Source organism: Streptomyces sp. NPDC096339 (assembly GCF_044762985.1).
GTDB lineage: Bacteria > Actinomycetota > Actinomycetes > Streptomycetales > Streptomycetaceae > Streptomyces.
This window is the reverse complement of record NZ_JBIWFI010000024.1, coordinates 36,416-56,485: the sequence shown is the minus strand read 5'-3', so window position 1 is coordinate 56,485 and position 20,070 is coordinate 36,416. Positions and strand designations below refer to the sequence as shown.

Annotated in this window: 15 protein-coding genes, 1 tRNA gene and 1 pseudogene; 10 read left to right on the top strand and 7 right to left on the bottom strand. The window is 72.9% G+C overall.

Going from position 1 to position 20,070, the window contains the following annotated elements; all coding sequences use genetic code 11:
* Positions 1-64: 64 nt before the first annotated feature.
* Both ACIQ5Y_RS26345 and ACIQ5Y_RS26340 read right to left on the bottom strand, forming a co-directional pair.
* Positions 65-841 (bottom strand): hypothetical protein, encoded by a 777-nt coding sequence (locus ACIQ5Y_RS26345; RefSeq protein ID WP_403885247.1) that lies wholly within the window; start codon positions 839-841, stop codon positions 65-67.
* 64 nt (positions 842-905) lie between these two features.
* Positions 906-1,469 carry a hypothetical protein gene (locus tag ACIQ5Y_RS26340; RefSeq protein WP_403885244.1) on the bottom strand — a complete coding sequence of 188 codons (564 nt, stop codon included), beginning with the start codon at positions 1,467-1,469 and terminating at the stop codon, positions 906-908.
* A gap of 419 nt (positions 1,470-1,888) precedes the next feature.
* Here ACIQ5Y_RS26340 and ACIQ5Y_RS26335 point away from each other — a divergent pair, with 419 nt between their 5' ends.
* The 3 genes from ACIQ5Y_RS26335 (at position 1,889) to ACIQ5Y_RS26325 (ending at position 5,825) form a co-directional block, all read left to right on the top strand.
* A complete protein-coding gene (locus ACIQ5Y_RS26335) occupies positions 1,889-2,818 on the top strand; it encodes an alpha/beta hydrolase (RefSeq protein WP_403885241.1) in 930 nt (309 codons plus the stop codon).
* A gap of 119 nt (positions 2,819-2,937) precedes the next feature.
* Positions 2,938-4,296 (top strand): M20/M25/M40 family metallo-hydrolase, encoded by a 1,359-nt coding sequence (locus ACIQ5Y_RS26330; protein ID WP_403885238.1) that lies wholly within the window; start codon positions 2,938-2,940, stop codon positions 4,294-4,296.
* Positions 4,293-5,825 carry a YfcC family protein gene (locus ACIQ5Y_RS26325; RefSeq protein ID WP_403885235.1) on the top strand — a complete coding sequence of 511 codons (1,533 nt, stop codon included), beginning with the start codon at positions 4,293-4,295 and terminating at the stop codon, positions 5,823-5,825. Before ACIQ5Y_RS26330 ends, ACIQ5Y_RS26325 begins: the two co-directional genes overlap by 4 nt.
* A gap of 83 nt (positions 5,826-5,908) precedes the next feature.
* Here the strand turns inward: ACIQ5Y_RS26325 and metG are convergent, their stop codons facing one another.
* On the bottom strand, positions 5,909-7,624 hold the full coding sequence (metG, locus tag ACIQ5Y_RS26320; RefSeq protein WP_403885232.1) for a methionine--tRNA ligase: 1,716 nt from the start codon (positions 7,622-7,624) through the stop codon (positions 5,909-5,911).
* A 344-nt stretch (positions 7,625-7,968) separates the two neighbouring features.
* On the opposite strand from metG, the gene ACIQ5Y_RS26315 reads away from it, so the two are divergent.
* A complete protein-coding gene (locus ACIQ5Y_RS26315) occupies positions 7,969-8,544 on the top strand; it encodes a sigma factor-like helix-turn-helix DNA-binding protein (RefSeq protein WP_403885229.1) in 576 nt (191 codons plus the stop codon).
* An 869-nt stretch (positions 8,545-9,413) separates the two neighbouring features.
* Positions 9,414-10,133: pseudogene (locus tag ACIQ5Y_RS26310) on the top strand (IclR family transcriptional regulator); the annotation flags it as partial.
* Positions 10,134-10,513: 380 nt separating this feature from the next.
* On the opposite strand, the gene ACIQ5Y_RS26305 reads toward ACIQ5Y_RS26310, so the two are convergent.
* A tRNA-Leu gene (locus ACIQ5Y_RS26305) sits at positions 10,514-10,598 on the bottom strand.
* 210 nt (positions 10,599-10,808) lie between these two features.
* Here ACIQ5Y_RS26305 and ACIQ5Y_RS26300 point away from each other — a divergent pair.
* Positions 10,809-11,972, top strand: coding sequence for a low temperature requirement protein A (locus tag ACIQ5Y_RS26300; protein WP_403885226.1), 1,164 nt, complete (start codon positions 10,809-10,811; stop codon positions 11,970-11,972).
* On the opposite strand, the gene ACIQ5Y_RS26295 is transcribed toward ACIQ5Y_RS26300, so the two are convergent.
* Complete coding sequence (locus tag ACIQ5Y_RS26295; protein WP_376661979.1) at positions 11,956-12,897, bottom strand: beta-ketoacyl-ACP synthase III; 942 nt, start codon at positions 12,895-12,897, stop codon at positions 11,956-11,958. The genes ACIQ5Y_RS26300 and ACIQ5Y_RS26295 overlap by 17 nt on opposite strands.
* A gap of 204 nt (positions 12,898-13,101) precedes the next feature.
* Here ACIQ5Y_RS26295 and fdhD point away from each other — a divergent pair, with 204 nt between their 5' ends.
* Complete coding sequence (gene fdhD / locus ACIQ5Y_RS26290) at positions 13,102-13,929, top strand: formate dehydrogenase accessory sulfurtransferase FdhD (RefSeq protein WP_403885223.1); 828 nt, start codon at positions 13,102-13,104, stop codon at positions 13,927-13,929.
* A 33-nt stretch (positions 13,930-13,962) separates the two neighbouring features.
* Here fdhD and ACIQ5Y_RS26285 read toward each other — a convergent pair whose 3' ends face one another.
* Together ACIQ5Y_RS26285 and ACIQ5Y_RS26280 are read right to left on the bottom strand one after the other, a co-directional pair.
* Positions 13,963-14,397, bottom strand: a complete 435-nt coding sequence (locus ACIQ5Y_RS26285; protein WP_403885220.1) for a (2Fe-2S) ferredoxin domain-containing protein — start codon at positions 14,395-14,397, stop codon at positions 13,963-13,965.
* Between the two features lie 9 nt (positions 14,398-14,406).
* Positions 14,407-15,450: a bile acid:sodium symporter family protein gene (locus tag ACIQ5Y_RS26280; protein ID WP_403885218.1), complete on the bottom strand. Its 1,044-nt coding sequence runs from the start codon at positions 15,448-15,450 to the stop codon at positions 14,407-14,409.
* 175 nt (positions 15,451-15,625) lie between these two features.
* On the opposite strand from ACIQ5Y_RS26280, the gene ACIQ5Y_RS26275 reads away from it, so the two are divergent.
* The 3 genes from ACIQ5Y_RS26275 (at position 15,626) to ACIQ5Y_RS26265 (ending at position 20,057) form a co-directional block, all read left to right on the top strand.
* Positions 15,626-16,477 (top strand): LysR substrate-binding domain-containing protein, encoded by an 852-nt coding sequence (locus ACIQ5Y_RS26275; protein ID WP_403885215.1) that lies wholly within the window; start codon positions 15,626-15,628, stop codon positions 16,475-16,477.
* Positions 16,478-16,830: 353 nt separating this feature from the next.
* Complete coding sequence (locus ACIQ5Y_RS26270) at positions 16,831-18,654, top strand: AMP-dependent synthetase/ligase (RefSeq protein ID WP_403885212.1); 1,824 nt, start codon at positions 16,831-16,833, stop codon at positions 18,652-18,654.
* 134 nt (positions 18,655-18,788) lie between these two features.
* Positions 18,789-20,057, top strand: a complete 1,269-nt coding sequence (locus ACIQ5Y_RS26265) for an ABC transporter substrate-binding protein (RefSeq protein WP_403885209.1) — start codon at positions 18,789-18,791, stop codon at positions 20,055-20,057.
* The last annotated feature ends 13 nt before the right edge of the window (positions 20,058-20,070 follow it).

Genomic DNA, 20,070 nt, shown 5'->3' with positions numbered 1-20,070 from the left:
GCCGAAGCCCGGTCCAGCCAAAGCCCGGCCCCGTCAAGGGCCGGTCCTCTCAAGGCCCGGTCCGTCACCCGCCGGCCGCGATCGCCATCGCCGGGAACAGGTCCTGGAAGGGTGCGGCCGAGTCGATCCCGTCCCGCCCGAACGGCGCGTCGAAGCTCCACACCATGAACAGCAGGAACACGATCAGCGCACTGAACAGCCCGGCCAGCAAAAGCTCCCGCCCCGAGCGCCTGATCTGCAGGGTGAAGATCAGGCCCACGGTGACCACCCCGCCCACCAGGAGCCCGAACCACACCACGCCCGGCAGCGTCGAGTCCGAGCTCTGCGTCCTCGCGTGGCGGGCGTCGTCGGCGGTGGCGATCTGGTCCAGCAGCGGCTGGTAGGCCTGCGCCTGGAGTTCGGTGCCCGGGCTCTGGTGCGTGACGTCGCTGCGCAGCTTGCCCAGCAGCCGGGCACCCTCGGCGGAGGCCGCCTCGCCGGAGGTCAGCCGCGGCCAGTCCACGGAGACGGTGTGGGTGACGTACGCGTCGACCTCGCCACGGATCCGGTCTCGGACGGCGGCCGGGTAGACGTCGGCGCGCTGGGTGACCTCGTACAGGGCCTGCGCCTCCCGGCGGACGCTGTCCTCCGCGGCGCCGCGCGCCTCCCAGACGCCCGCGATGGCCAGGCCCAGCACGATCGCGTAGACCACGCCCACCATCATCGTCATGTACTCGATGACGTCGGGGGTCTCGCTGGTGTCCTCGTCCGCAGCGGCCCGGCGGTGCCGGATCAGGGTGATGGCGAGGACGAGGGCGCAGACGAGTGCCATGGCGACGGCCAGGACCAGCCATTCGGACACGTGGATTCTCCCGTGGTGTGGGTGGGATGGATGGGGTGGACGGTGTGCGCGGCCGCGGCGGCGGTCAGCCGCGGCTCTTGGAGCGCGGACGCAGGGCGGCGGCGGCGAGCACGGCGGGGGTGGTGACGACCACCATGAGCATCACGGTGGACAGTCCGCCCGGCCCGCGCCGCTCAAGGGCCACGGATCGGTACGGTCGCACGTGGAAGGCGCTCGCAGGCGCGGCCGCGGCCTTCGCCGGAGCCGGAGCGGCGGGATCCGCCGGGGCGTCGCCCGCTGCCGGCCCGGGCTCCGGTACGGGTGTCCGCGGCTTCGCATCCCCGGGCTCTGCCTTCGCCGCGGGCACGGCGGGCTCCGGTCGCCCCGGGCCGGCCGGCCGGGGCGACCCCGCCGGAGCGGGGCCCGCCCCCGGATGGTGCACGGTCGGCCGGTCGGTCCCGGGCAGGGGTGCCCGTACCGGGGGCGTCACGGAAGGCCGCGCCACGGGCCGCCCGGGCTTGCCGGCGGGTACGCACACGTCGACCCGGGCACCGCGCCCGTCGCCGTCGCCCGCGACCGCCACATGGCCGTGCAGGGGGCAGAGCGCCGCCACCAGACCGGCCCCGGCGAAGTACTGCCAAGCGGTCACCGCGCGTCCTCCCGAGTTCCGCAGCAGATGTAGGGGTTACGTCTGAAGAAACGATCACGGCGGGGGTTCGATACGCGGCAGACGGCCCGAGATCCCCGTCCGGGCGCCGCCGGGACGGGCGCACGCCCTCGGCGGCGTGACGTCCGCACCACCCACCCGACCCCCGACCGCACCACCCACCCGCCCCCCGACCGCACCGCCCGGCCGGCCCCGACCGCACCGCTTCCCCGGGCCCGGCCCCGACCGCACCGCTTTCCGGGCCCGGCGCCGCCCCTCCGGCGCGTCAACCGGACGACACGAAAGTCCGAGCACAGGATGATCCCCGTGGACACGGACCTCTTCAGCCCCGCCGCCCGGCCTGCCGGGTGGCCCGGCCCCTCGGCCGCCCGCCGCACCGCGATCCGCACGGCGACGGCGCCATGACCCCCGCACCCGCCGGCCCGTCCCGGGGAGTGCGCCGGATCAGCCTGGACGCCGCGGGCATCGCGCTGTCCGCCCTGCTCTGCGAGGCGCGGAACGGCGCCCCGCGGGCCACGGTGGTCGCCGTGCACGGGGCCGGCATGAGCGCCGGCTACTTCGACGGCCAGGCCCTGCCCGATCTCTCCCTGCTCGCGCTGGGGGCCCGGCTCGGCTTCACCGTGCTGGCCGTCGACCGGCCCGGCTACGGGCAGTCCGCCGGCCCGCTCCCCGACGGGCAGGGGCTCACCGAGCAGGCCGCCACCCTGGCGGCGGCGCTGCGCGACTACCGCTCCCGGTTCCGCACGGGTGCGGGGGTGTTCCTGCTGGCCCACTCGTTCGGCGGGAAGGTCGCCCTGCTCACCGCGGCCGGCCACGCCACGCCCGACCTGCTCGGCGTGGAGGTGTCCGGCTGCGGCCACCGGTACGCGCCGGACGCCCCCTCGGGCGCCGAGGCGGCCCGCGGGGGCAGGCGGAGCTGGGGGCCGCTGAACCTCTACCCGCCGACGACCTTCGTCACCAGCGGCTCGATCATCTCCCCCGTCCCGGCCAGGGAGCAGGCGGACATGGGCCGCTGGCCGACGCTGTTCAAGGACGTCGCGGGCCGTGTCCGCGTGCCCGTGCGCTTCACCTTCGCCGAGCACGAAACCTGGTGGCGGCACGACCCGGAGGCTCTCGCGGAGCTGCGGTCACGGCTGTCCGCGGTCCCGCGGCTGTGCGTGGACCGGCAGCCCGGGGCGGGTCACAACATCAGCCTGGGATACGCGGCCCGCTCCTACCACCTGCGCTGCCTCGGTTTCCTGGAGGACTGCCTGCTGGCGGCCGACCCGGCGCTCCAGCCGATCGTGAGCACCGGGCCGGTGACCGTCAGCCCGAGACCGTGCGAGGCGTAGGCCGTGCCTTCCACCCCCTGGCACCTGCCGGTGTACGCCCCCGCCCTTCCCCGTTTTCGCTCACTCGTCCGGACCAGTACGCCACGGCACCCGTCCGCGCCCCGCCCCATGCTCGGAGCATGGAATCCCTGGAGTCCCGGGCCGATGCCCTGATGGACGGCCTGCGGGCCGACCTCGAACGGCTGACGGCGATACCGTCCATCGCCTTCCCCGGCTATGACCCGGAGCCCGTGGAGGAGGCGCACGACCTGATCGCCTCCCTGCTCCGCGACGCCGGGGTGCCCACCGTCGAACGGATCGACCTCCCCGACACGGCCCCGGTGATCTACGGCGAGATCCCGCCGCCCGAGCCCGACGCGCCCACGGTCCTGCTCTACGCGCACTACGACGTCCAGCCGCCCGGCGCCCCCACCCTCTGGCTCTCCCCGCCGTTCGAGCCCACCCCCGTCCCCGGCGGCCTGCGGGCCCGGGGCGTAGCCGACGACAAGTCGAACGTGGTCGCCCTCCTCGGCATGCTGCGGCTGTACGGCGGCCGCCCGCCCGTCGGGATCAAGCTGGTGATCGAGGGGCAGGAAGAGTACGGCAGCGCCTTCGACGACTACCCGCCGTCCGACCCCGGACGCTTCGCCTGCGACGCCATGGTCATCGCCGACCTCGGCAACCTGCGCCCCGGCACCCCCACGCTGACCACCGGTCTGCGCGGGGCCTGCGAGGTGACGGTGGAGGTGCGCACCCTCGCCGAGCCGCGCCACAGCGGGGAGTTCGGCGGCGCCGCCCCCGACGCCCTGCTGGTGCTGCTCCGGGCCCTCGCGACCCTGCACGACGCGAACGGCGACGTGGCCGTGCCGGTCCTGCGCCGCGACCCGTGGGACGGAACCACCTACACCGAGGAGGAGTTCCGCGAGCTCGCCGCCGTCCTGGAGGACGTCCCCCTCATGGGCACCGGCTCCCTCGGGGAGCGGCTCTGGAGCGGTCCGGCCATCACCGTCATCGGCCTCGACGCGCCCTCCGTGGAGCACGCCGCCTCGGCGGTGGTCCCGTACGCCCGGGCCAAGCTGAACCTGCGCTTCCATCCCCACCAGGACCCGATCGAGGCCCGGGCCGCACTGGTCGCCCACCTGCGCGCGCAGCGCCCGTTCGGCGTCACGCTCAAGGTCACCCCGGGCGACACCGGTCCCGGTTTCGAGGCCCGCACGGGCGGTCCCGCGCACCGCGCGGCGCTCACCGCGCTCAAGGAGGCCTGGGGCACGGAGGCCTCGTACGTGGCGACGGGCGGCTCCATCCCCCTGGTGAACGGTCTCTCGAAGGCGGCTCCGGGCGCCGAGGTGCTGCTGTTCGGCGCGCAGGACAGCATGTGCAACCTGCACGCCCCCAACGAGCGCGTGCTCCTCTCCGAGCTGCGCAACACGGTCGTGGCGATGGCCGCCTTCGTACGGGAGTACGCGGCGGACCACCGGGCGGCGGGAGCCGCCGGGTGAGCACGGCGCCGCCTCAGCCCCCGCCCGAGACCGAACCGCCTCCCCCGGCGAAGGGGTTCGCCTTCCCGAGCGCGCTGACGATCCTGGCCATCGTCACCGTGGCGGTGTGGCTGCTGGCCTTCCTCGTCCCGGCCGGGCTGTACGACCGCGATGCCGACGGCTCGCCCGTCTCGGGTACCTACCACCGGGTCTCCGGGACGCAGAGCTTCACCGAGCGCCTGAAGGACCTGTTCCTCGCCCCCGTCAACGGGCTCTACGGCATCCAGGACCCGAAGACGGGCGAGGTCGGCCCGACGTTCGCCGGCCACCTGTACGGCAGCGCGGGCGTCTTCCTCTTCGTCCTCGCGATCGGCGCCTTCATCACGGTCGTCTTCGCCACCGGCGCCCTCGACCGCGGCATCGCCCGGCTGGCCCACCGGCTGCGCGACCGCGGCGCCCTGCTGATCGCCGCCGTGATGGTGGTCTTCTCGATCCTCGGCACGGTGGAGGGCTTCGCGGAGGAGACTCTCGGCTTCTACGGGCTGCTGGTGCCGATGATGCTCGCGCTCGGCTACGACCGGATGGTCGCGGTGGGCACGGCGATCCTGGGCGCGGGGATCGGCGTCCTGTGCTCCACCGTGAACCCGTTCGCGACCGGTGTGGCCTCCTCGGCCGCCGGCATCTCGCTGGGCGACGGGATCGCGCTGCGCTTCGTGATGTGGGTGGTGCTGACCACCGTGACGGTCCTCTACGTCATCCGCTACGCGCGGCGCGTGCAGAAGGACCCGGCGAAATCCGTGTGCGGCTTCCTGCCGGGCGACCGGGAGCAGCGGGCCGCCGCGAACGCGGAGGAGGAACCGGAACTGACCCGCCTGCACAAGGCGGTGCTGGTCGTGGTCGTCCTGGTCTTCGGCTTCATGATCTTCTCGGTGGTGCCGTGGGCCAGTGCGCTGACCGGCGACGCCGACGCGGCCCCCTACGCCTGGGAGCTGGACTGGTCCTTCGCCGAGCTCTCGGCGCTCTTCCTGGTGGCGGCGGTGCTGGTGGGGCTCGTGGCGCGGATGGGCGAGGCGAAGCTCAGCTCCACGATCATCCAGGGCGCGGCCGACTTCATCTCCCCCGCCCTGGTCATCATGCTGGCGCGCGGGGTCACCGTCATCATGAACAACTCGAGGATCACGGACACCGTGCTCCACTCCATCGAGGGCGTGGTGGAGGGGACTTCGTCGAGCGTCTTCGCGGTGAGCGTCTTCCTGGTCAACCTGCCGTTGGCCTTCCTGATCCCCTCCACCTCCGGCCACGCCACCCTCGCCATGCCGATCCTGGCCCCGCTCGCCGACTTCGCCGGCGTCTCGCGCGCGTTGGTGGTCACGGCATGGCAGTCGGCCAGCGGCTGGATGAACCTGTGGGTGCCCACCAGCGCCGTGATCATCGGCGGTGTGGCCCTGGCCAAGGTCGGCTACGACAAGTACCTGCGCTTCGTCTGGCCGCTGCTCGCCATCCTCTTCGTGCTGATCTGCGGGTTCGTCGCGGTGGGCGCGACGGTGTAGCGGCCGTCCGGGTACGCGTGAGGGGCGCGGCCCCGGAAGGCCGCGCCCCTCACGCGTACGTCACTCGTTCCTCACCCGCGGGCTCAGGCCTCCGGAGAGCCGCCGAAGCGCTCGCGGTAGGACTCCAGGTCCTCCTCGGTGACCCGCGCGAAGAGCACCGGCGGCACCGTGAACGGGGTTCCGGCCGGGACCGCGTCCAGGGCCTTGGCCTGCTCCGGGGTGATCCAGGTCGCGGTGTCGTCGGCCAGCGCGAACGAGGAGCGCATGGCGCGCGCCGAGGCCGGGATGAACGGCTCGGAGACCACCGAGTAGAGGTGGATGAGGTTCATCGCGGTGCGCAGGGTGAGCGCGGCGGCCTCCAGGTCGGTCTTGACCTCCAGCCAGGGGGCCTTCTCGTCCAGGTACGCGTTGCCGGCCGACCACAGGGCGCGCAGCGCGGCCGCGGCCTTGCGGTACTGGAGGGTCTCCATGTGGCCCTCGTACTCGGCCAGCAGCTCGGCGATCTGCTCGCCGAGCTTCGCCTCGGCCTCTCCCGCCGGGCTGCCCGCGGGGACCTCGTCGCCGAACTTCTTGCGCGAGAAGGTGAGCACGCGGTTGACGAAGTTGCCCAGGGTGCCGCCGAGGTCCTTGTTGACCGTGGCGGCGAAGTGCTCCCACGTGAAGGACGAGTCGTCGGACTCGGGCGCGTTGGCGATGAGGAAGTAGCGCCAGAAGTCGGCGGGCAGGATCTCCAGCGCCTGGTCGGTGAAGACGCCGCGCTTCTGCGAGGTGGAGAACTTGCCGCCGTAGTACGTCAGCCAGTTGAAGGCCTTGACGTAGTCGACCTTCTTCCACGGCTCGCGGGTGGCCAGCTCGGTGGCGGGGAACATCACCGTGTGGAACGGGACGTTGTCCTTGGCCATGAACTGGGTGTAGCGGACGTCCTCGGCCTCGTACCACCACGACTTGTAGTCGCGGCCGGCCGGGTCCAGGTCCGCCCACTCCTTCGTCGAGCCGATGTACTCGATCGGCGCGTCGAACCACACGTAGAAGACCTTGCCCTCGGCCGCGAGCTCCGGCCAGGTGTCGGCCGGGACCGGGACGCCCCAGTCGAGGTCGCGGGTGATGGCGCGGTCGTGCAGGCCCTCGGTCAGCCACTTGCGGGCGATGGAGGAGGCCAGCTGCGGCCACTCCTCCTCGTGCTCGGAGACCCAGGCCTCGACCTCGTGCTGGAGCTTGGACTGCAGCAGGAACAGGTGCTTGGTCTCGCGGACCTCCAGCTCGGTGGAGCCGGAGATGGCCGAGCGGGGCTCGATCAGGTCCGTGGGGTCCAGGACGCGGGTGCAGTTCTCGCACTGGTCGCCGCGGGCCTTGTCGTAGCCGCAGTGCGGACAGGTGCCCTCGACGTAGCGGTCCGGCAGGAAGCGGCCGTCGACCGGCGAGTAGACCTGCCGGATCGCGCGCTCCTCGATGAAGCCGTTCTCCTGGAGCCCCCGCGCGAAGTGCTGGGTGATCTCGCGGTTCTGCGCGGAGGAGCTGCGGCCGAAGTAGTCGAAGGACAGCTCGAAGCCGTCGTAGACCGCCTTCTGGGCGTCGTGGGCCTGCGCGCAGAACTCGGAGACCGAGAGGCCGGCCTCCTTGGCGGCGAGCTCGGCGGGGGTGCCGTGCTCGTCGGTGGCGCAGATGTACAGGACGTCGTGGCCGCGCTGGCGGAGGTACCGGGAGTACACGTCCGCCGGAAGCATCGACCCGACCATGTTGCCCAGGTGCTTGATCCCGTTGATGTAGGGAAGCGCGCTGGTGACCAGGTGTCGAGCCATCCTCGGATGCTCCATTTCATTTGTGCGGTACGTGCGGTGCTACGTGACGTGACGATCCGGATAGAAGGCCCATGCTACAGGCGGCCGGGGCCGCGGCGACCTGCAGGGATGGGTGACGGGCATATGCGTAGTCGTCCGACGGAGCCCCCGTGCGATCGACTCCGATCACGACACGATCATCACCGAACGTAATATTTCCAGGTTTCTCCTCTGCGCCCCCGGAGTGCGCCCGCGCTGATTTCCTGTCCCCGCACACGGGATGAGGTGGAACGGTGAGCGATGGCGGACCGGAGGAGTCCGGTGGGGCCGTGGGACTGCCGAGCCGACGGCGACGGCCGACGCCCATGAGCCAGTGGGATCCGGCTGCGCGCGTCTCGTACTGGGCGTTCCACGCCAACAGGCGGCCCGCGTACATGCGTTTCGCGTACCTGCAGCTGGGATCGGACGCGGCGGCGGAGGAAGCGGTGGACGCCGCCTTCGACTCGATCATGGGCGAGTGGCTCCGGATGCTCCACATGGACCGCCTCGACGCCTACGCCTGGACCGTCCTCAAACAATGCATAGTCGGCCGGCAGCACCTGCTCAACCCCTGGCGGCGGCGGCCGGAGCCGATGGACATCAGCGCCTTCGAAGCCGCGCTCAAGGAGGCGAGCGCCGATCAGTACGAGGTGTTGACCGACGCCATCCGCTTCTACTCCGCGGTCTCCCGGCTTGCCGAGCGCCAGCGCGACGCCGTACTCCTGCGGTACGGACTGCGGTGCTCCCCCGGCGAGGCCGCCTCCGTGATGGGAGTGGACGAGGCCACCGTCCGCTCCTACCTCCGCCAGGCCCACCGGCGGCTCGCCCGCCTGCTCGACACGTCAGCGGATCCGGCCGGCCGTCCCGGCGGCGCCGACTCCGCGGAATCAGCCGGATCATGAAGCGAAACGAGCCTCAGGACCCTCACGACCCGCGGGACCGGCAGAACCGGCATGACCCATGGGTCGGCCGGGACGGCGACGAAACCCCCCGCGCCCTGGCCCGGTTCCTGGCCCGGGCCGGCGTCCGCGACCGCTATCCGCACTACGACCTCGGCGCGGCCGAGGCCCGGCTGCTGCGCGCCACCCCGCACACGCCCGTCCCCGGGCACCGCGCCCGGCGCCGCGCCGCGTTCGGGTGGAGCGACCCGACGCGAGACTGTCCGCTGGACGCCGAACGGGCCCGGCGCGACCTCAAGGCCGCCTGCCTGGCCGCCGTGTGCGCGCCCAAGGCCGTCGCCCAGCTGGACTCCTTCGTCATGGGCGGGCGCACCGACCTGGCCGGTGCCACCGTGTTCGGCTGCGTGCTGCACCTGGCGGGGCTGCGCGAGGGCGCCCTCTTCTGGTGGCAGTTCGCCGCCGGCTGGGGCACCGCGCGGACCACGGCCGCCGCCTACTGCCTCTTCCTCGACCACTCCCGGCGCGGTGAGCACCACGACGCCCGGCACTGGGCGCGCGAGCTGGGCCGGCGCGGCTTCCGGCCGGGCGGCCGCCGGGACCTCCGTGAGGTGCGGCTGTGCGCGCAGGCCGCCGTCCTGCGGTACGTGGACCAGCTCGACGACCCCGATCTGGGCCCGGTGCCGCTGCCGATGCCCGGGCTGTCGGGGGTACTGGCCGCGTTCCGGCCGCCGCCGGTGCCCGCCGTCATGGTGACCGCGTCCGCCGGGGCCACGGCGCCCGCCGCCTCCCGGCCGGCCGCCGGTCCGCTGCGCCACCCGGCGCTGACGGCCGCCGCGCGCGGCACAGTCGTCCGGGCGGGGGCCGGCGAGGCCCTGGCGGAGGCCCGGCGCGCGCTGGCCGTCGTACGGGTCCTCGAACGGCACCCGCTCGGTGTGCGGACCGCGCAGCTGCGGCGGGAGACCGGGCTGGCCGAGGCGGAGCTCCGCCCGCTGCTGTCCATGCTGTGCGAGGAGGAGTACGCGTACCGGCCGGGCGCGGGGGTGTACGGGCGCGGTCCCGCGCTCGACCGGCTCGCGGCGCCCGGCGGCCACGGCCTGGCGGGCCAGCTCCAGCGCACCCTGGCCCTGGCCCGGGACAGCGCGGGCGCCGCCGTGTACCTGAGCCGCTACGCGGAGGGGGAGGTCCGGATCACGCAGATGGCGGACGGGCCGGGGGCCCCGCCGGTGCGCGAGTGGGTGGACTTCCGGGCCGCCGCGCACGCCAGCGCGGTCGGCAAGTGCCTGCTGACCCAGCTCGACCACGACCGGCGCGCCGACCACGTGGCCCGCCACCGGCCGGCCCGGCTCACCCCGCGGACGATCACCGACAGCCGGGCCCTGTTCACCGCCCTGGACGCGGTCGCTCCCGGCGCGCCCGTCTTCGACCTGCGCGAGTACGCGCCCGGGGTCGTCTGCGCGGCGGTCCCGATCGCCACCGGTGACGCCGCCGGGAGCCTCGCGCTCTCCCTGCCCGCCAACCGTGCCCACCGGCTGCGCCCGGCCACCGAGGCCCTGCGCCGCAAGGCCGTACCGGTCCTGCTGGCGCTGCTCCTGTCGGGGGCGATCCCCCCGGACGCCCCCGCGGCGCCCGAGGGCGCGGCCCCGGCGGCGCCCCACCCGGTGAAGGCCCCGGTCACGGCGGAGACCCTGCGCCACCTGCGGCGGCTGTTCCGGACCCCGCTCACCGACACCGCAGCCCCGGCCGACGGCCCCCATCTGGTCAGCGACTCCGCGGCGGGCGCCGCGTACCTCTTCGACGCGGCCGCGGCCGGCGGGCCCGGCCTTGCCCTCCCCCACACCTTCACCCCGGTCGCCCCGGGCAGCCTGACGACACCGGGCGGGCTGGTGGTGCTGCGCACCTGAAGGACGTACCGGAACGGCAGGACCGTCCGGAAACGCAGAAGAACCCCACCGAAGTGGGGTTCTTCTTTCTGTGTCCGAGGGGGGACTTGAACCCCCACGCCCGATAAAGGGCACTAGCACCTCAAGCTAGCGCGTCTGCCATTCCGCCACCCGGACTAGGTGACCGCCCCGGTTTCCCGCGGCGACATGGACAACAATAGCAAAGGATTGACGGGGCTCGGACCACTTATCCGCCCGGCCCGTCTTCCGCCACGCCGTGCTGACCTGCGGGCATGCGGAGAGCGGCTCCCGGATGCCGAGATCGGGTGGACAGCGGGGCGCCCCGGGCGGTCGGATGTGGGCGCACACATCCGGGGGGAGCCGCGCATGGAAACCGAGCACCGAAGCGAGCAGCAAACCGAGCACCGCGTCAGCACGTTGGAGCTCTTCTTCGACCTCGTCTTCGTCTTCACGATCACCCAGCTGACGGTTCTGCTGGCGGACGACATCGGCCTGCGGAGCGCGGGGCAGGTGCTGCTGATCTTCACGGTGCTGTTCTGGATGTACGGGGGCTACGCCTACCTGACCAACCAGGTGCCGCCGGACCGGCCCGCGCGCAGGCTGCTGCTCCTGCTGGCCATGGGGGCGTTCCTGGTCTGCGCGCTGGCCGTGCCGACCGCCTTCGGGGACGGCGGTGTGGCCTTCGGGCTGGGCTATCTCATGGTCGTGCTGGTGCACGCCGCGCTGTTCACGGAGGCCCACGGGCGCGGGGTGCTCTGGTTCGCGCTGCCGAACACGCTGTCCGCGCTGTCGGTCACGGCGGCCGGGCTGTTCGACGGGCCGGCCGCGTGGGGGCTGTGGGTACTGGCGCTGGTGCTTCAGTTCGTGACGGCCTCCATCGTGCGGCGGCTGGCCGCGCGGGGGCCGGGAGCCGGGGCCGGGGACCAGCACGGTGCGATCAGTGCCCCGCACTTCGTGGAACGGCACGGACTGCTGCTGATCATCGTGTTCGGCGAGTCCGTCATCGCGATCGGCATCGGCGTGGGTTCGGCGCCGCCGACCTTCGGGATCGTCGCGGGTGCGTTCCTGACGCTGGCCGTCGGGGCGGCCCTGTGGTGGATGTACTTCGTACGCGACGAGGGCCGGGCCGAGGAGGTGTTCGCGGGGACGCCGCCGGAGCAGCGGTTCAAGCCGGCGCTGCGCGCGTACTACTACGCGTTCATTCCGATGCTGCTGGGCATCGCCGTCTTTTCGGCGGGCGTGAAGAAGACCATCGGACACCTCGGGGAGCAGTTGGCCGCGGGCCCGGCCCTCGCCCTCGCGGGCGGGGTGGCCTGCTACCTGGCCGGGGACGTCGCCTTCCGGCTGGTGCTCGGCATCCGGCCCGTGCGCTTTCGCGCGGTGGCCGTCGTGCCGGTGCTGGCCACCGCCGCCGCCGGGATGCGGCTGGGCGGCGCGTGGCAGCTGGTGGCACTCGTGCTGGTGCTCGTCGGCGCGCTGGCCGTGGAGGGGCGCGCCGTACGGACCGCCGGGGTCAGGGGCAGCGGATGACCTGGCCCGCGTAGGAGAGGTTGCCGCCGAAGCCGAAGAGGAGGACCGGGGCTCCGGAGGGGATCTCGCCCCGCTGGACCAGCTTGGACAGGGCCATCGGGATGCTGCCGGCCGAGGTGTTGCCGGAGTCGACGACATCGCGGGCGACGACCGCGTTGACGGCGCCGATCTTGGCGGCGAGCGGCTCGATGATCCGCAGGTTGGCCTGGTGCAGGACGACCGCGGCCAGGTCCTCCGGCAGGATCCCGGCCTTCTCGCAGACCTTGCGGGCGAGCGGCGGGAGCTGGCTGGTGGTCCAGCGGTAGACGGACTGGCCCTCCTGCGCGAAGACCGGCGGGGAGCCCTCGATGCGGACGGCGTTGCCCATCTCCGGGACCGATCCCCACAGCACGGGGCCGATGCCGGGCTCGTCACTGGCCTCGACGACGGCCGCGCCGGCGCCGTCACCGGTGAGCACGCAGGTGGTGCGGTCGCTCCAGTCGGTGATCTCGGTCATCTTGTCCGCGCCGATCACCAGCGCGCGGGTGGCCGAGCCGGCCCGGATGGCGTGGTCGGCGGTGGCCAGGGCGTGGGTGAAGCCCGAGCAGACGACGTTGATGTCCATCACGGCGGGGCCGCCGCCCATGCCCAGCTTGGCGGCCACGCGGGCGGCCATGTTGGGCGAGCGGTCGATCGCGGTGGAGGTGGCGACCAGGACGAGGTCGATGTCGTCCGGGGTCAGACCGGCGCCGGCCAGCGCCTTGCCCGCGGCCTGGAAGGCGAGCTCGTCGACCGGCTCGTCCGGGCCCGCGATGTGGCGGGTGCGGATGCCGACGCGGGAGCGGATCCACTCGTCGGTGGTGTCGACCATGGCCGCGAGGTCCTCGTTGGTGAGCACTTTCGCGGGCTGGTAGTGCCCTAGCGCCACCACTCGTGAACCGGTCATGGGCGGGATCCCCCCTCGTACGGAAGTCAGGATCACCCAGCTTTGCCTGCTACTGATGGGTACGTGTGCGTGTGACCCGACAGGATTCCGGGGCTGCATTTTGGAGATTCCCGAGGATCCAGCTGCCGGGGGCGGCGCTCGAAGCGGAACCGGGACAATGAGTCCGTCGGCTGCGGACGAGGAACAGAAGGTTGGACTGATCACATGGGACGGGTCACCGAGCGCCGTCGCGTCGTCCGGATCCGGGGCGGAGTGGCGGGTGTGCGCCCGGACACACTGGTGGCCGAGGAGCCCCTGGAGATCCGCCTGAACGGAAAACCGCTGGCCATCACCATGCGCACGCCCGGCGACGACTTCGCGCTGGCGGTGGGTTTCCTCGTGAGCGAGGGCGTGCTGGGGGCGGCCTCGGACATCCGGGCCGTCACCTACTGCGAAGGCGCGACCGAGGACGGCTCGAACACCTACAACGTGGTCAACGTGCAGTTGGCCCCAGGGGTTCCGGTGCCGGACATCACGCTGGAGCGGAACGTCTACACCACCTCCTCCTGCGGCCTGTGCGGGAAGGCGAGCCTGGACGCGGTCCGTACGGCGACCCGGTTCCCCGGGGCCTCGGCGGATCCGGTCCGGGTGCCGGTGGAGGTCCTCGCCGGGCTCCCGGACGGGCTGCGGGCAGCCCAGAAGGTCTTCGACCGGACGGGCGGGCTGCACGCGGCCGGGCTGTTCACGGCCGAGGGCGAGCTGCTGGACCTGCGGGAGGACGTGGGCCGGCACAACGCGGTGGACAAGATAGTCGGCCGGGCCCTCCGGTCGGGACTGCTCCCGTTGGCGGGGGCGGTCCTGATGGTGTCGGGCCGGGCCTCCTTCGAGCTGGTCCAGAAGGCCGTGATGGCGGGCGTACCGGTCCTCGCGGCGGTCTCCGCGCCGTCCTCCCTCGCCGTGGACCTGGCGCTGGAGTCGGGCATGACGCTCGTCGGGTTCCTGCGGGGGCCGGACATGAACATCTACGCGGGCGAGGAGCGGATCGTCCGCTAGAGCCCGCCGGGGCCCGCCGGGGCCCGTCGGGCCTCAGCGGCGGCCACGCCGCCCCCGGCGGGTGGAGTTCGGGGCCGGCTTCGGCTCCGGGGGCTCGATGCGGTGGAGGTCCAGGGTGGCCGGGACCGGGGCGGTGCCGGGGCCGCCGGATTCCGCCCAGGCGATGATCTCGTCGGTGGCGGTGTCGTCCAGGGCCCAGCCGAACCAGGCCGCGCGCGCTCCGCGGCGGCGGGCCTCGCTGGTGGGCTGGACCACGATGACGTTGGCCTGGGCGCAGGGGCCGAGGCACTCGCTCGTACGGACGGCCAGCCGGCCCCCGGAGGCCTCGGCGGCCTCGCGCAGCCGGGCGAGCTGCCCGGCGTGGTCGGTGCCGGGGTTCTTGCGGGGGTCGCCGCAGCAGCAGCCGCGGCAGACGACCAGGGTGCAGGGACGTTCGGCATGGGCGGCGAGCGGGCGTATCCAGGTCACCACCGAACGTTATCGGGCCTGGCCGGTGGGCTGTCGGGACGGGAGGGAGACCTCCGCCACACGGTCGGCGGCGGAGCGGGGCTCCTCCGGGTCCTGGGCTCGGCGGCGGGCGAGCACGGCGCACACCATCAGCTGCATCTGGTGGAAGAGCATCAGCGGGAGCACCGCCAGGCTCGCCTGGGCCCCGAACAGGACGCTGGCCATGGGGAGCCCGGCGGCGAGGCTCTTCTTCGACCCGGCGAACTGGATGGCGATGCGGTCGGCGCGGGAGAAGCCGAGCCGCGCGGACCCGTACCAGGTGACGAGGAGCATCACGGCGAGGAGTACGGCTTCCACCGCCATCAGCGCGCCGAGGCGCGGGAGGCTGACCTGGTGCCAGATCCCGGCGGCCATGCCCGCGCTGAACGCCGCGTACACGACGAGCAGGATCGAGCCCCGGTCGACGTAGCCGAGCACCTTCTTGTTGCGCACGAGGAACCCGCCGACCCAGGGCCGCAGTGCCTGGCCGAGGAGGAAGGGCAGCAGGAGCTGGAGGACGATCTTGACGAGGGAGTCCAGGGAGAAGCCGCCCGCGTCCCCGCCGAGCAGACCGGCGGCGAGGAGGGGGGTGAGCAGGATCCCGGCGAGGCTGGAGAAGGAGCCGGCGCAGATCGCGGCGGGGACGTTGCCGCGGGCGATCGAGGTGAAGGCGATGGAGGACTGGATGGTCGAGGGGACCAGGCAGAGGAAGAGCAGGCCGCTGTAGAGCGGGGGCGTGAGCAGGGTGGGGACGAGGCCGCGGGCCGCCAGGCCGAGGAGGGGGAAGAGGAGGAAGGTGCAGCCGAGCACGGTGAGGTGCAGCCGCCAGTGGCGCAGTCCGTCGAGGGCCTCCCGGGTGGAGAGCCGGGCGCCGTAGAGGAAGAAGAGCAGGGCCACGGCCGCGGTGGAAGCGCCCTCGGCGACGGTGGCGGCCGGGCCGCGGGCGGGGAACAGGGCGGCGAGGCCGACGGTGCCGAGGAGGGCCAGGATGTACGGATCCAGGGGCAGCCAGGCGGGAAGGTGCGGGCGGCGCATGTACGGGTGCTCACTTGCGTTCGGGGGTGGGGCGGGCGGGCCGGTGCCGGCGGTGCGGGTTCCCGCGCGGGCGCGGGCGTCCTTCTCCATCGTCGGGGGTGGGCGGTGATCGGGAAACCTGCACACCGCACTCACTGCCATCGCATCGCGTGATGACCGCCGTACGATGGGCGGTATGTACGACCCCGTCCAGTTGCGCACCTTCCTCACCGTGGCCCAGACCCTGAGCTTCACGCAGGCCGCCGGGCGGCTCGGCGTACGGCAGTCCACCGTCAGCCAGCACGTGCGGCGGCTGGAGGAGGCGACGGGCCGGCCGCTGTTCGTCCGCGACACGCACAGCGTGGAGCTGACCGAGGACGGCGAGGCGATGCTCGGCTTCGCGCGCACCATCCTGGAGGCGCACGAGCGGGCGGCGGCCTTCTTCACCGGGACGCGGTTGCGGGGGCGGCTGCGCTTCGGGGCCTCGGAGGACTTCGTGCTGACCCGGCTGCCGGAGATCCTGGAGGGCTTCCGGCACGAGCACCCCGAAGTGGACCTGGAGCTGTCGGTGGAGCTCTCGGGAACCCTGCACGAGCGGCTCGACGCCGGGCGGCTGGACCTGGTGCTGGCCAAACGGCGCGGCCCCGGGGACGAGCGGGGGCGGCTGGTGTGGCGGGACCGGATGGTGTGGATCGGGGCCGAGGGGCTGCGGGTGGATCCCGAGCGGCCGGTGCCGCTGATCGTGTTCCCGCCGCCGGGGATCACGCGGGCCCGCGCGCTGGAGGTGCTGGAGCGGGAGGGGCGGGAGTGGCGGATCGCGTGTACGAGCGGCAGCCTGAGCGGGCTGATCGCGGCGGCCCGGGCCGGGCTGGGCGTGATGGCCCATACGCGGGGGCTGATCCCGCCGGGGCTGGTGCGGGTCGGCGGGCTGCCGGAGCTCGGGCCGGTGGAGTTCGCGCTGCTGCGCGGGGCGCGGGCGTCCGCTGCCGCGGAGGCGTTGGCGGCGGCCGTGCTGTCGGGTGCGGATCGGCTGAGCCGTACGGGGTGAGCCGGGCGGCGGCGAGCGCGCGGGGCGGAGGTGCGGGTGCGGGTGCGGGTGCGGGTGCCGCTGCGCGGAGCTGGTCCCCGCCCCGCCCTTTCTCCGTTTCCCGGGGCTCCGCCCCGGACCCCGCGCCTCAAGCGCCGGCGGGGCTCGAAGTGGGGCTCCGCCCCGGGCTCCGGTCCTCAAACGCCGGACGGGCTGGAAGACCCCGGGGCCCCGCCCCGGACCCCGCGCCTCGAACGCCGGCGACGCTGTGGCTACCGCCTGGCTGAGGAGGTCTTGTGGAGGTATCCGCGTGCTGGTCAACCCTCGTTTACCGTGCGGTACGTTCACCGCGGCGCGCGGAGAGGAGCGGGGGCTTGAAGGAGATCACCGTCCCACCCGTCGTCACGGGCACGCCCGTCGGCGGTTTGGCGGACGTCGTGTTCCAGTACGCGCGGCAGGAGCCCGACCGGGTGGTCCTGGGACGCAAGACCGGCGGGACCTGGCAGGACGTGACGTCCGGGGAGCTGGCGGCCGAGGTGCTCGCGCTCGCCAAGGGGTTGCTGGCGCAGGGGGTGCGGTTCGGGGACCGGGTCGCGATCATGTCCCGCACCCGGTACGAGTGGACGCTCTTCGACTTCGCGCTGTGGGCGGTCGGCGCCCAGCCCGTCCCCGTCTATCCGACGGCCTCCGCCGAGCAGGTGCAGTGGATCCTGTACGACTCCGCGTGCACGGCCTGCGTCGTGGAGAACGAGGACCAGGCGATGACGGTGGGCTCGGTGATCGACGGGCTCCCCATGCTGCGCAGGCTCTGGCAGCTCGACGCCGGCGCCGTCGGGGAACTCGTCTCGGACGGGGTCGGGGTCGCCGAGGACGTGGTGCACCGGCACCGCCGCGCGGTCACCCCCGATGCGACCGCCACCGTCATCTACACCTCCGGGACCACCGGCCGGCCCAAGGGGTGCGTGCTCACGCACGCGAACTTCATGTACGAGACCGACACCCTGGTGGGCCGCTGGGAGTCCGTGTTCCAGGCCAGGCACGGGGAGCAGCCGTCCACCCTGCTGTTCCTGCCGCTGGCGCACGTCTTCGGGCGGATGGTGGAGGTGGCCGCCGTCCGGGCTCGGGTCAAGCTCGGGCACCAGCCGGTGCTGGCGGCGGCCGAGCTGCTGCCGGACCTCGCAGCGTTCCGGCCGACGTTCGTGCTCGGGGTCCCGTACGTCTTCGAGAAGATCTTCGCGGCCGCGCGCCGCAAGGCGGAGGCGGAGGGTCGTACGGGACCCTTCGACCGGGCGGTGGAAACGGCCGTGCGGTACGCGGAGGCGCGCGAGCAGAAGGCCTTCGGCACCGGGCCCGGCCCCTCGGCGGGGCTGCGGATGGAGCACCAGCTCTTCGAGAAGCTCGTCTACGGGAAGGTCCGCGAGGCGCTGGGCGGCCGGGTGCGGTACGCCATGTCGGGCGGGTCGGCGATGTCGCGCCGCCTCGGGCTGTTCTTCGACGGCGCCGGGATCACGGTCTTCGAGGGGTACGGCCTGACGGAGTCGTGCGCGGCGGCCACCGCGAACCCTCCCGGGGCGACGAAGTACGGCACGGTCGGGCGGCCGATCCCGGGCAGCACCGTGCACATCGCGGACGACGGGGAGATCTGGCTGCACGGCGGGCACGTCTTCTCCGGGTACCTGGGCGATCCCAAGGCGACGGAGGAGGTGCTGCGCGGCGGCTGGCTGGCCACGGGTGACCTGGGGCGGCTGGACGAGGACGGCTACCTCACGATCACCGGGCGCAAGAAGGAGATCCTGGTGACCTCCAACGGCAAGAGCGTGGCCCCGACCGCACTGGAGGAGCGGGTCCGTTCCCATCCGCTGGTCTCGCAGTGCGTGCTGGTGGGCAACGACCGGCCGTACATCGCGGCCCTGGTCACCCTGGACATGGAGGGGATCGCCCACTGGCTGTCCATGCGCGGCCGGCCGCAGCGGTCGTCGGAGGAGCTGGTGAGGGACGCGGAACTGACGGCGGAGGTCCGGCGGGCCGTGGTGGCCGCGAACACCCTGGTCTCGCAGGCGGAGGCCATCCGCACCTTCCGGGTGCTGGCGGGGCAGTTCACCGAGGAGCGGGGGCTGCTGACGCCCTCGCTGAAGCTCAAGCGCCGGGCGATCGAGAAGGCGTACGCGAAGGAAGTCGCGGCGCTCTACGAGTCCTGACCAGCCTCACCACTCTCCCTCCCGGAGGGCCGTAACGTTACCTGACGGTTCGTCACTTTACTCTGTGATTGATATTGACGGACCGTCAGGTCCCGCACAGAATGCGGGGATTCCGACCGGAGGGGATCCCCGACATGTTGCGTCCGATCCGCACCCTGGCCGCCGCGGCAGCGGCCCTCGCGCTCGTATCCGCCTGCAATTCCGCCTCCACCAACGGCAACTCCAAGGGCGGGGCCGGCGACACCGCCGGTGACCGCCGCGGGGTGACCGCCGAGTCGATCAAGGTCGGCGGCATCGTGTCGATGACCAGTGCCAGCGGCTACAGCAAGAAGGACACCGATCTCGGTGCCAAGGCCCGCTACATGAGAGCCAACGCCGAGGGCGGGGTCAACGGCCGCAAGATCGAGTACCTTGGGGCGGAGGACGACGGGCAGGACCCGGCGAAGAACCTCGGCGCAGCCCGCAAACTCGTCCAGCAGGACAAGGTCTTCGCCGTCGCGCCCATGAGCTCGGTGACCTTCTCCGGCGCGGACTTCCTGGAGCAGGAGAAGGTCCCCACCTTCGGCTGGGGCACCCTGCCGTCCTTCTGCGGTCCCAAGTACATCTACGGGTTCAACGGCTGCCTGGTCCCCACCCCCGGCGGCACCCTCAACCAGACCTGGCCCGAGGGCATCGGCCAGGTCCTCGGCGGCGCCCAGGGCAAGTCGGTCGCGATCATCGCCAACGACAGCGACGCCGGCAAGTTCGGCATCCGGACCTTCCAGCAGGGCTTCGCCAGCGCCGGGTTCAAGGTCTCCTACGCGAAGGCCTCCGTGCCCTCGACGGCCGTGCCGAGCGACTGGTCGGCCTACGTGAAGGACATCCTGGAGGGCGAGGGCGGCAAGGCTCCGGACGCCGTCGTCTCCGTCATGCAGACCCCCAACAACATCGGGCTGTTCACCGCCCTCAAGCGCGCCGGGTACAAGGGGGTGCTGTCCGACCCGACCGACTACGACCCCGGTCTGCTCGCCAAGGACGCCACCAAGCAGGCCCTCGACGGGGTGCACGTCCTGCTCCAGTTCCAGCCGTTCGAGTCGACGGACCCGCAGATGGCGCAGTTCAAGGCGGACATCAAGGCCGCGGCCGGCGGTCAGGACGTGCCGCTCAACATGCACATGCTGACCGGGTACATGTCGGCCGACCTGTTCGTGTCCATCGCCAAGAAGGCCGGCAAGGACCTGACCGTCGAGTCCTTCCAGGCCGCCGCACAGGGCTTCTCCGACAAGGGCACCCTCGTCGGCGACCGGGTCGAGCCCAAGGGCCAGAAGGACAGCTTCGGTTGCGGAGCCCTCGTACAGCTGAAGAACGGCGCGTACGAGGTCTCCGTACCGTTCAAGTGCTACGAGCCCATCCCCTTCAAGTAGGGGTGGGGGCAAG

Bases quoted from the DNA above. Each gene is read 5' to 3' on its own strand.
- ACIQ5Y_RS26315 (WP_403885229.1), top strand. From the start codon at position 7,969: ATGAGCCAGTGGGATCCGGCTGCGCGCGTCTCGTACTGGGCGTTCCAC.
- fdhD (WP_403885223.1), top strand. From the start codon at position 13,102: ATGGGACGGGTCACCGAGCGCCGTCGCGTCGTCCGGATCCGGGGCGGA.
- ACIQ5Y_RS26295 (WP_376661979.1), bottom strand. From the start codon at position 12,897: ATGACCGGTTCACGAGTGGTGGCGCTAGGGCACTACCAGCCCGCGAAA.
- ACIQ5Y_RS26335 (WP_403885241.1), top strand. From the start codon at position 1,889: ATGACCCCCGCACCCGCCGGCCCGTCCCGGGGAGTGCGCCGGATCAGC.
- ACIQ5Y_RS26300 (WP_403885226.1), top strand. From the start codon at position 10,809: ATGGAAACCGAGCACCGAAGCGAGCAGCAAACCGAGCACCGCGTCAGC.
- ACIQ5Y_RS26330 (WP_403885238.1), top strand. From the start codon at position 2,938: ATGGAATCCCTGGAGTCCCGGGCCGATGCCCTGATGGACGGCCTGCGG.
- metG (WP_403885232.1), bottom strand. From the start codon at position 7,624: ATGGCTCGACACCTGGTCACCAGCGCGCTTCCCTACATCAACGGGATC.
- ACIQ5Y_RS26265 (WP_403885209.1), top strand. From the start codon at position 18,789: ATGTTGCGTCCGATCCGCACCCTGGCCGCCGCGGCAGCGGCCCTCGCG.
- ACIQ5Y_RS26280 (WP_403885218.1), bottom strand. From the start codon at position 15,450: ATGCGCCGCCCGCACCTTCCCGCCTGGCTGCCCCTGGATCCGTACATC.
- ACIQ5Y_RS26275 (WP_403885215.1), top strand. From the start codon at position 15,626: ATGTACGACCCCGTCCAGTTGCGCACCTTCCTCACCGTGGCCCAGACC.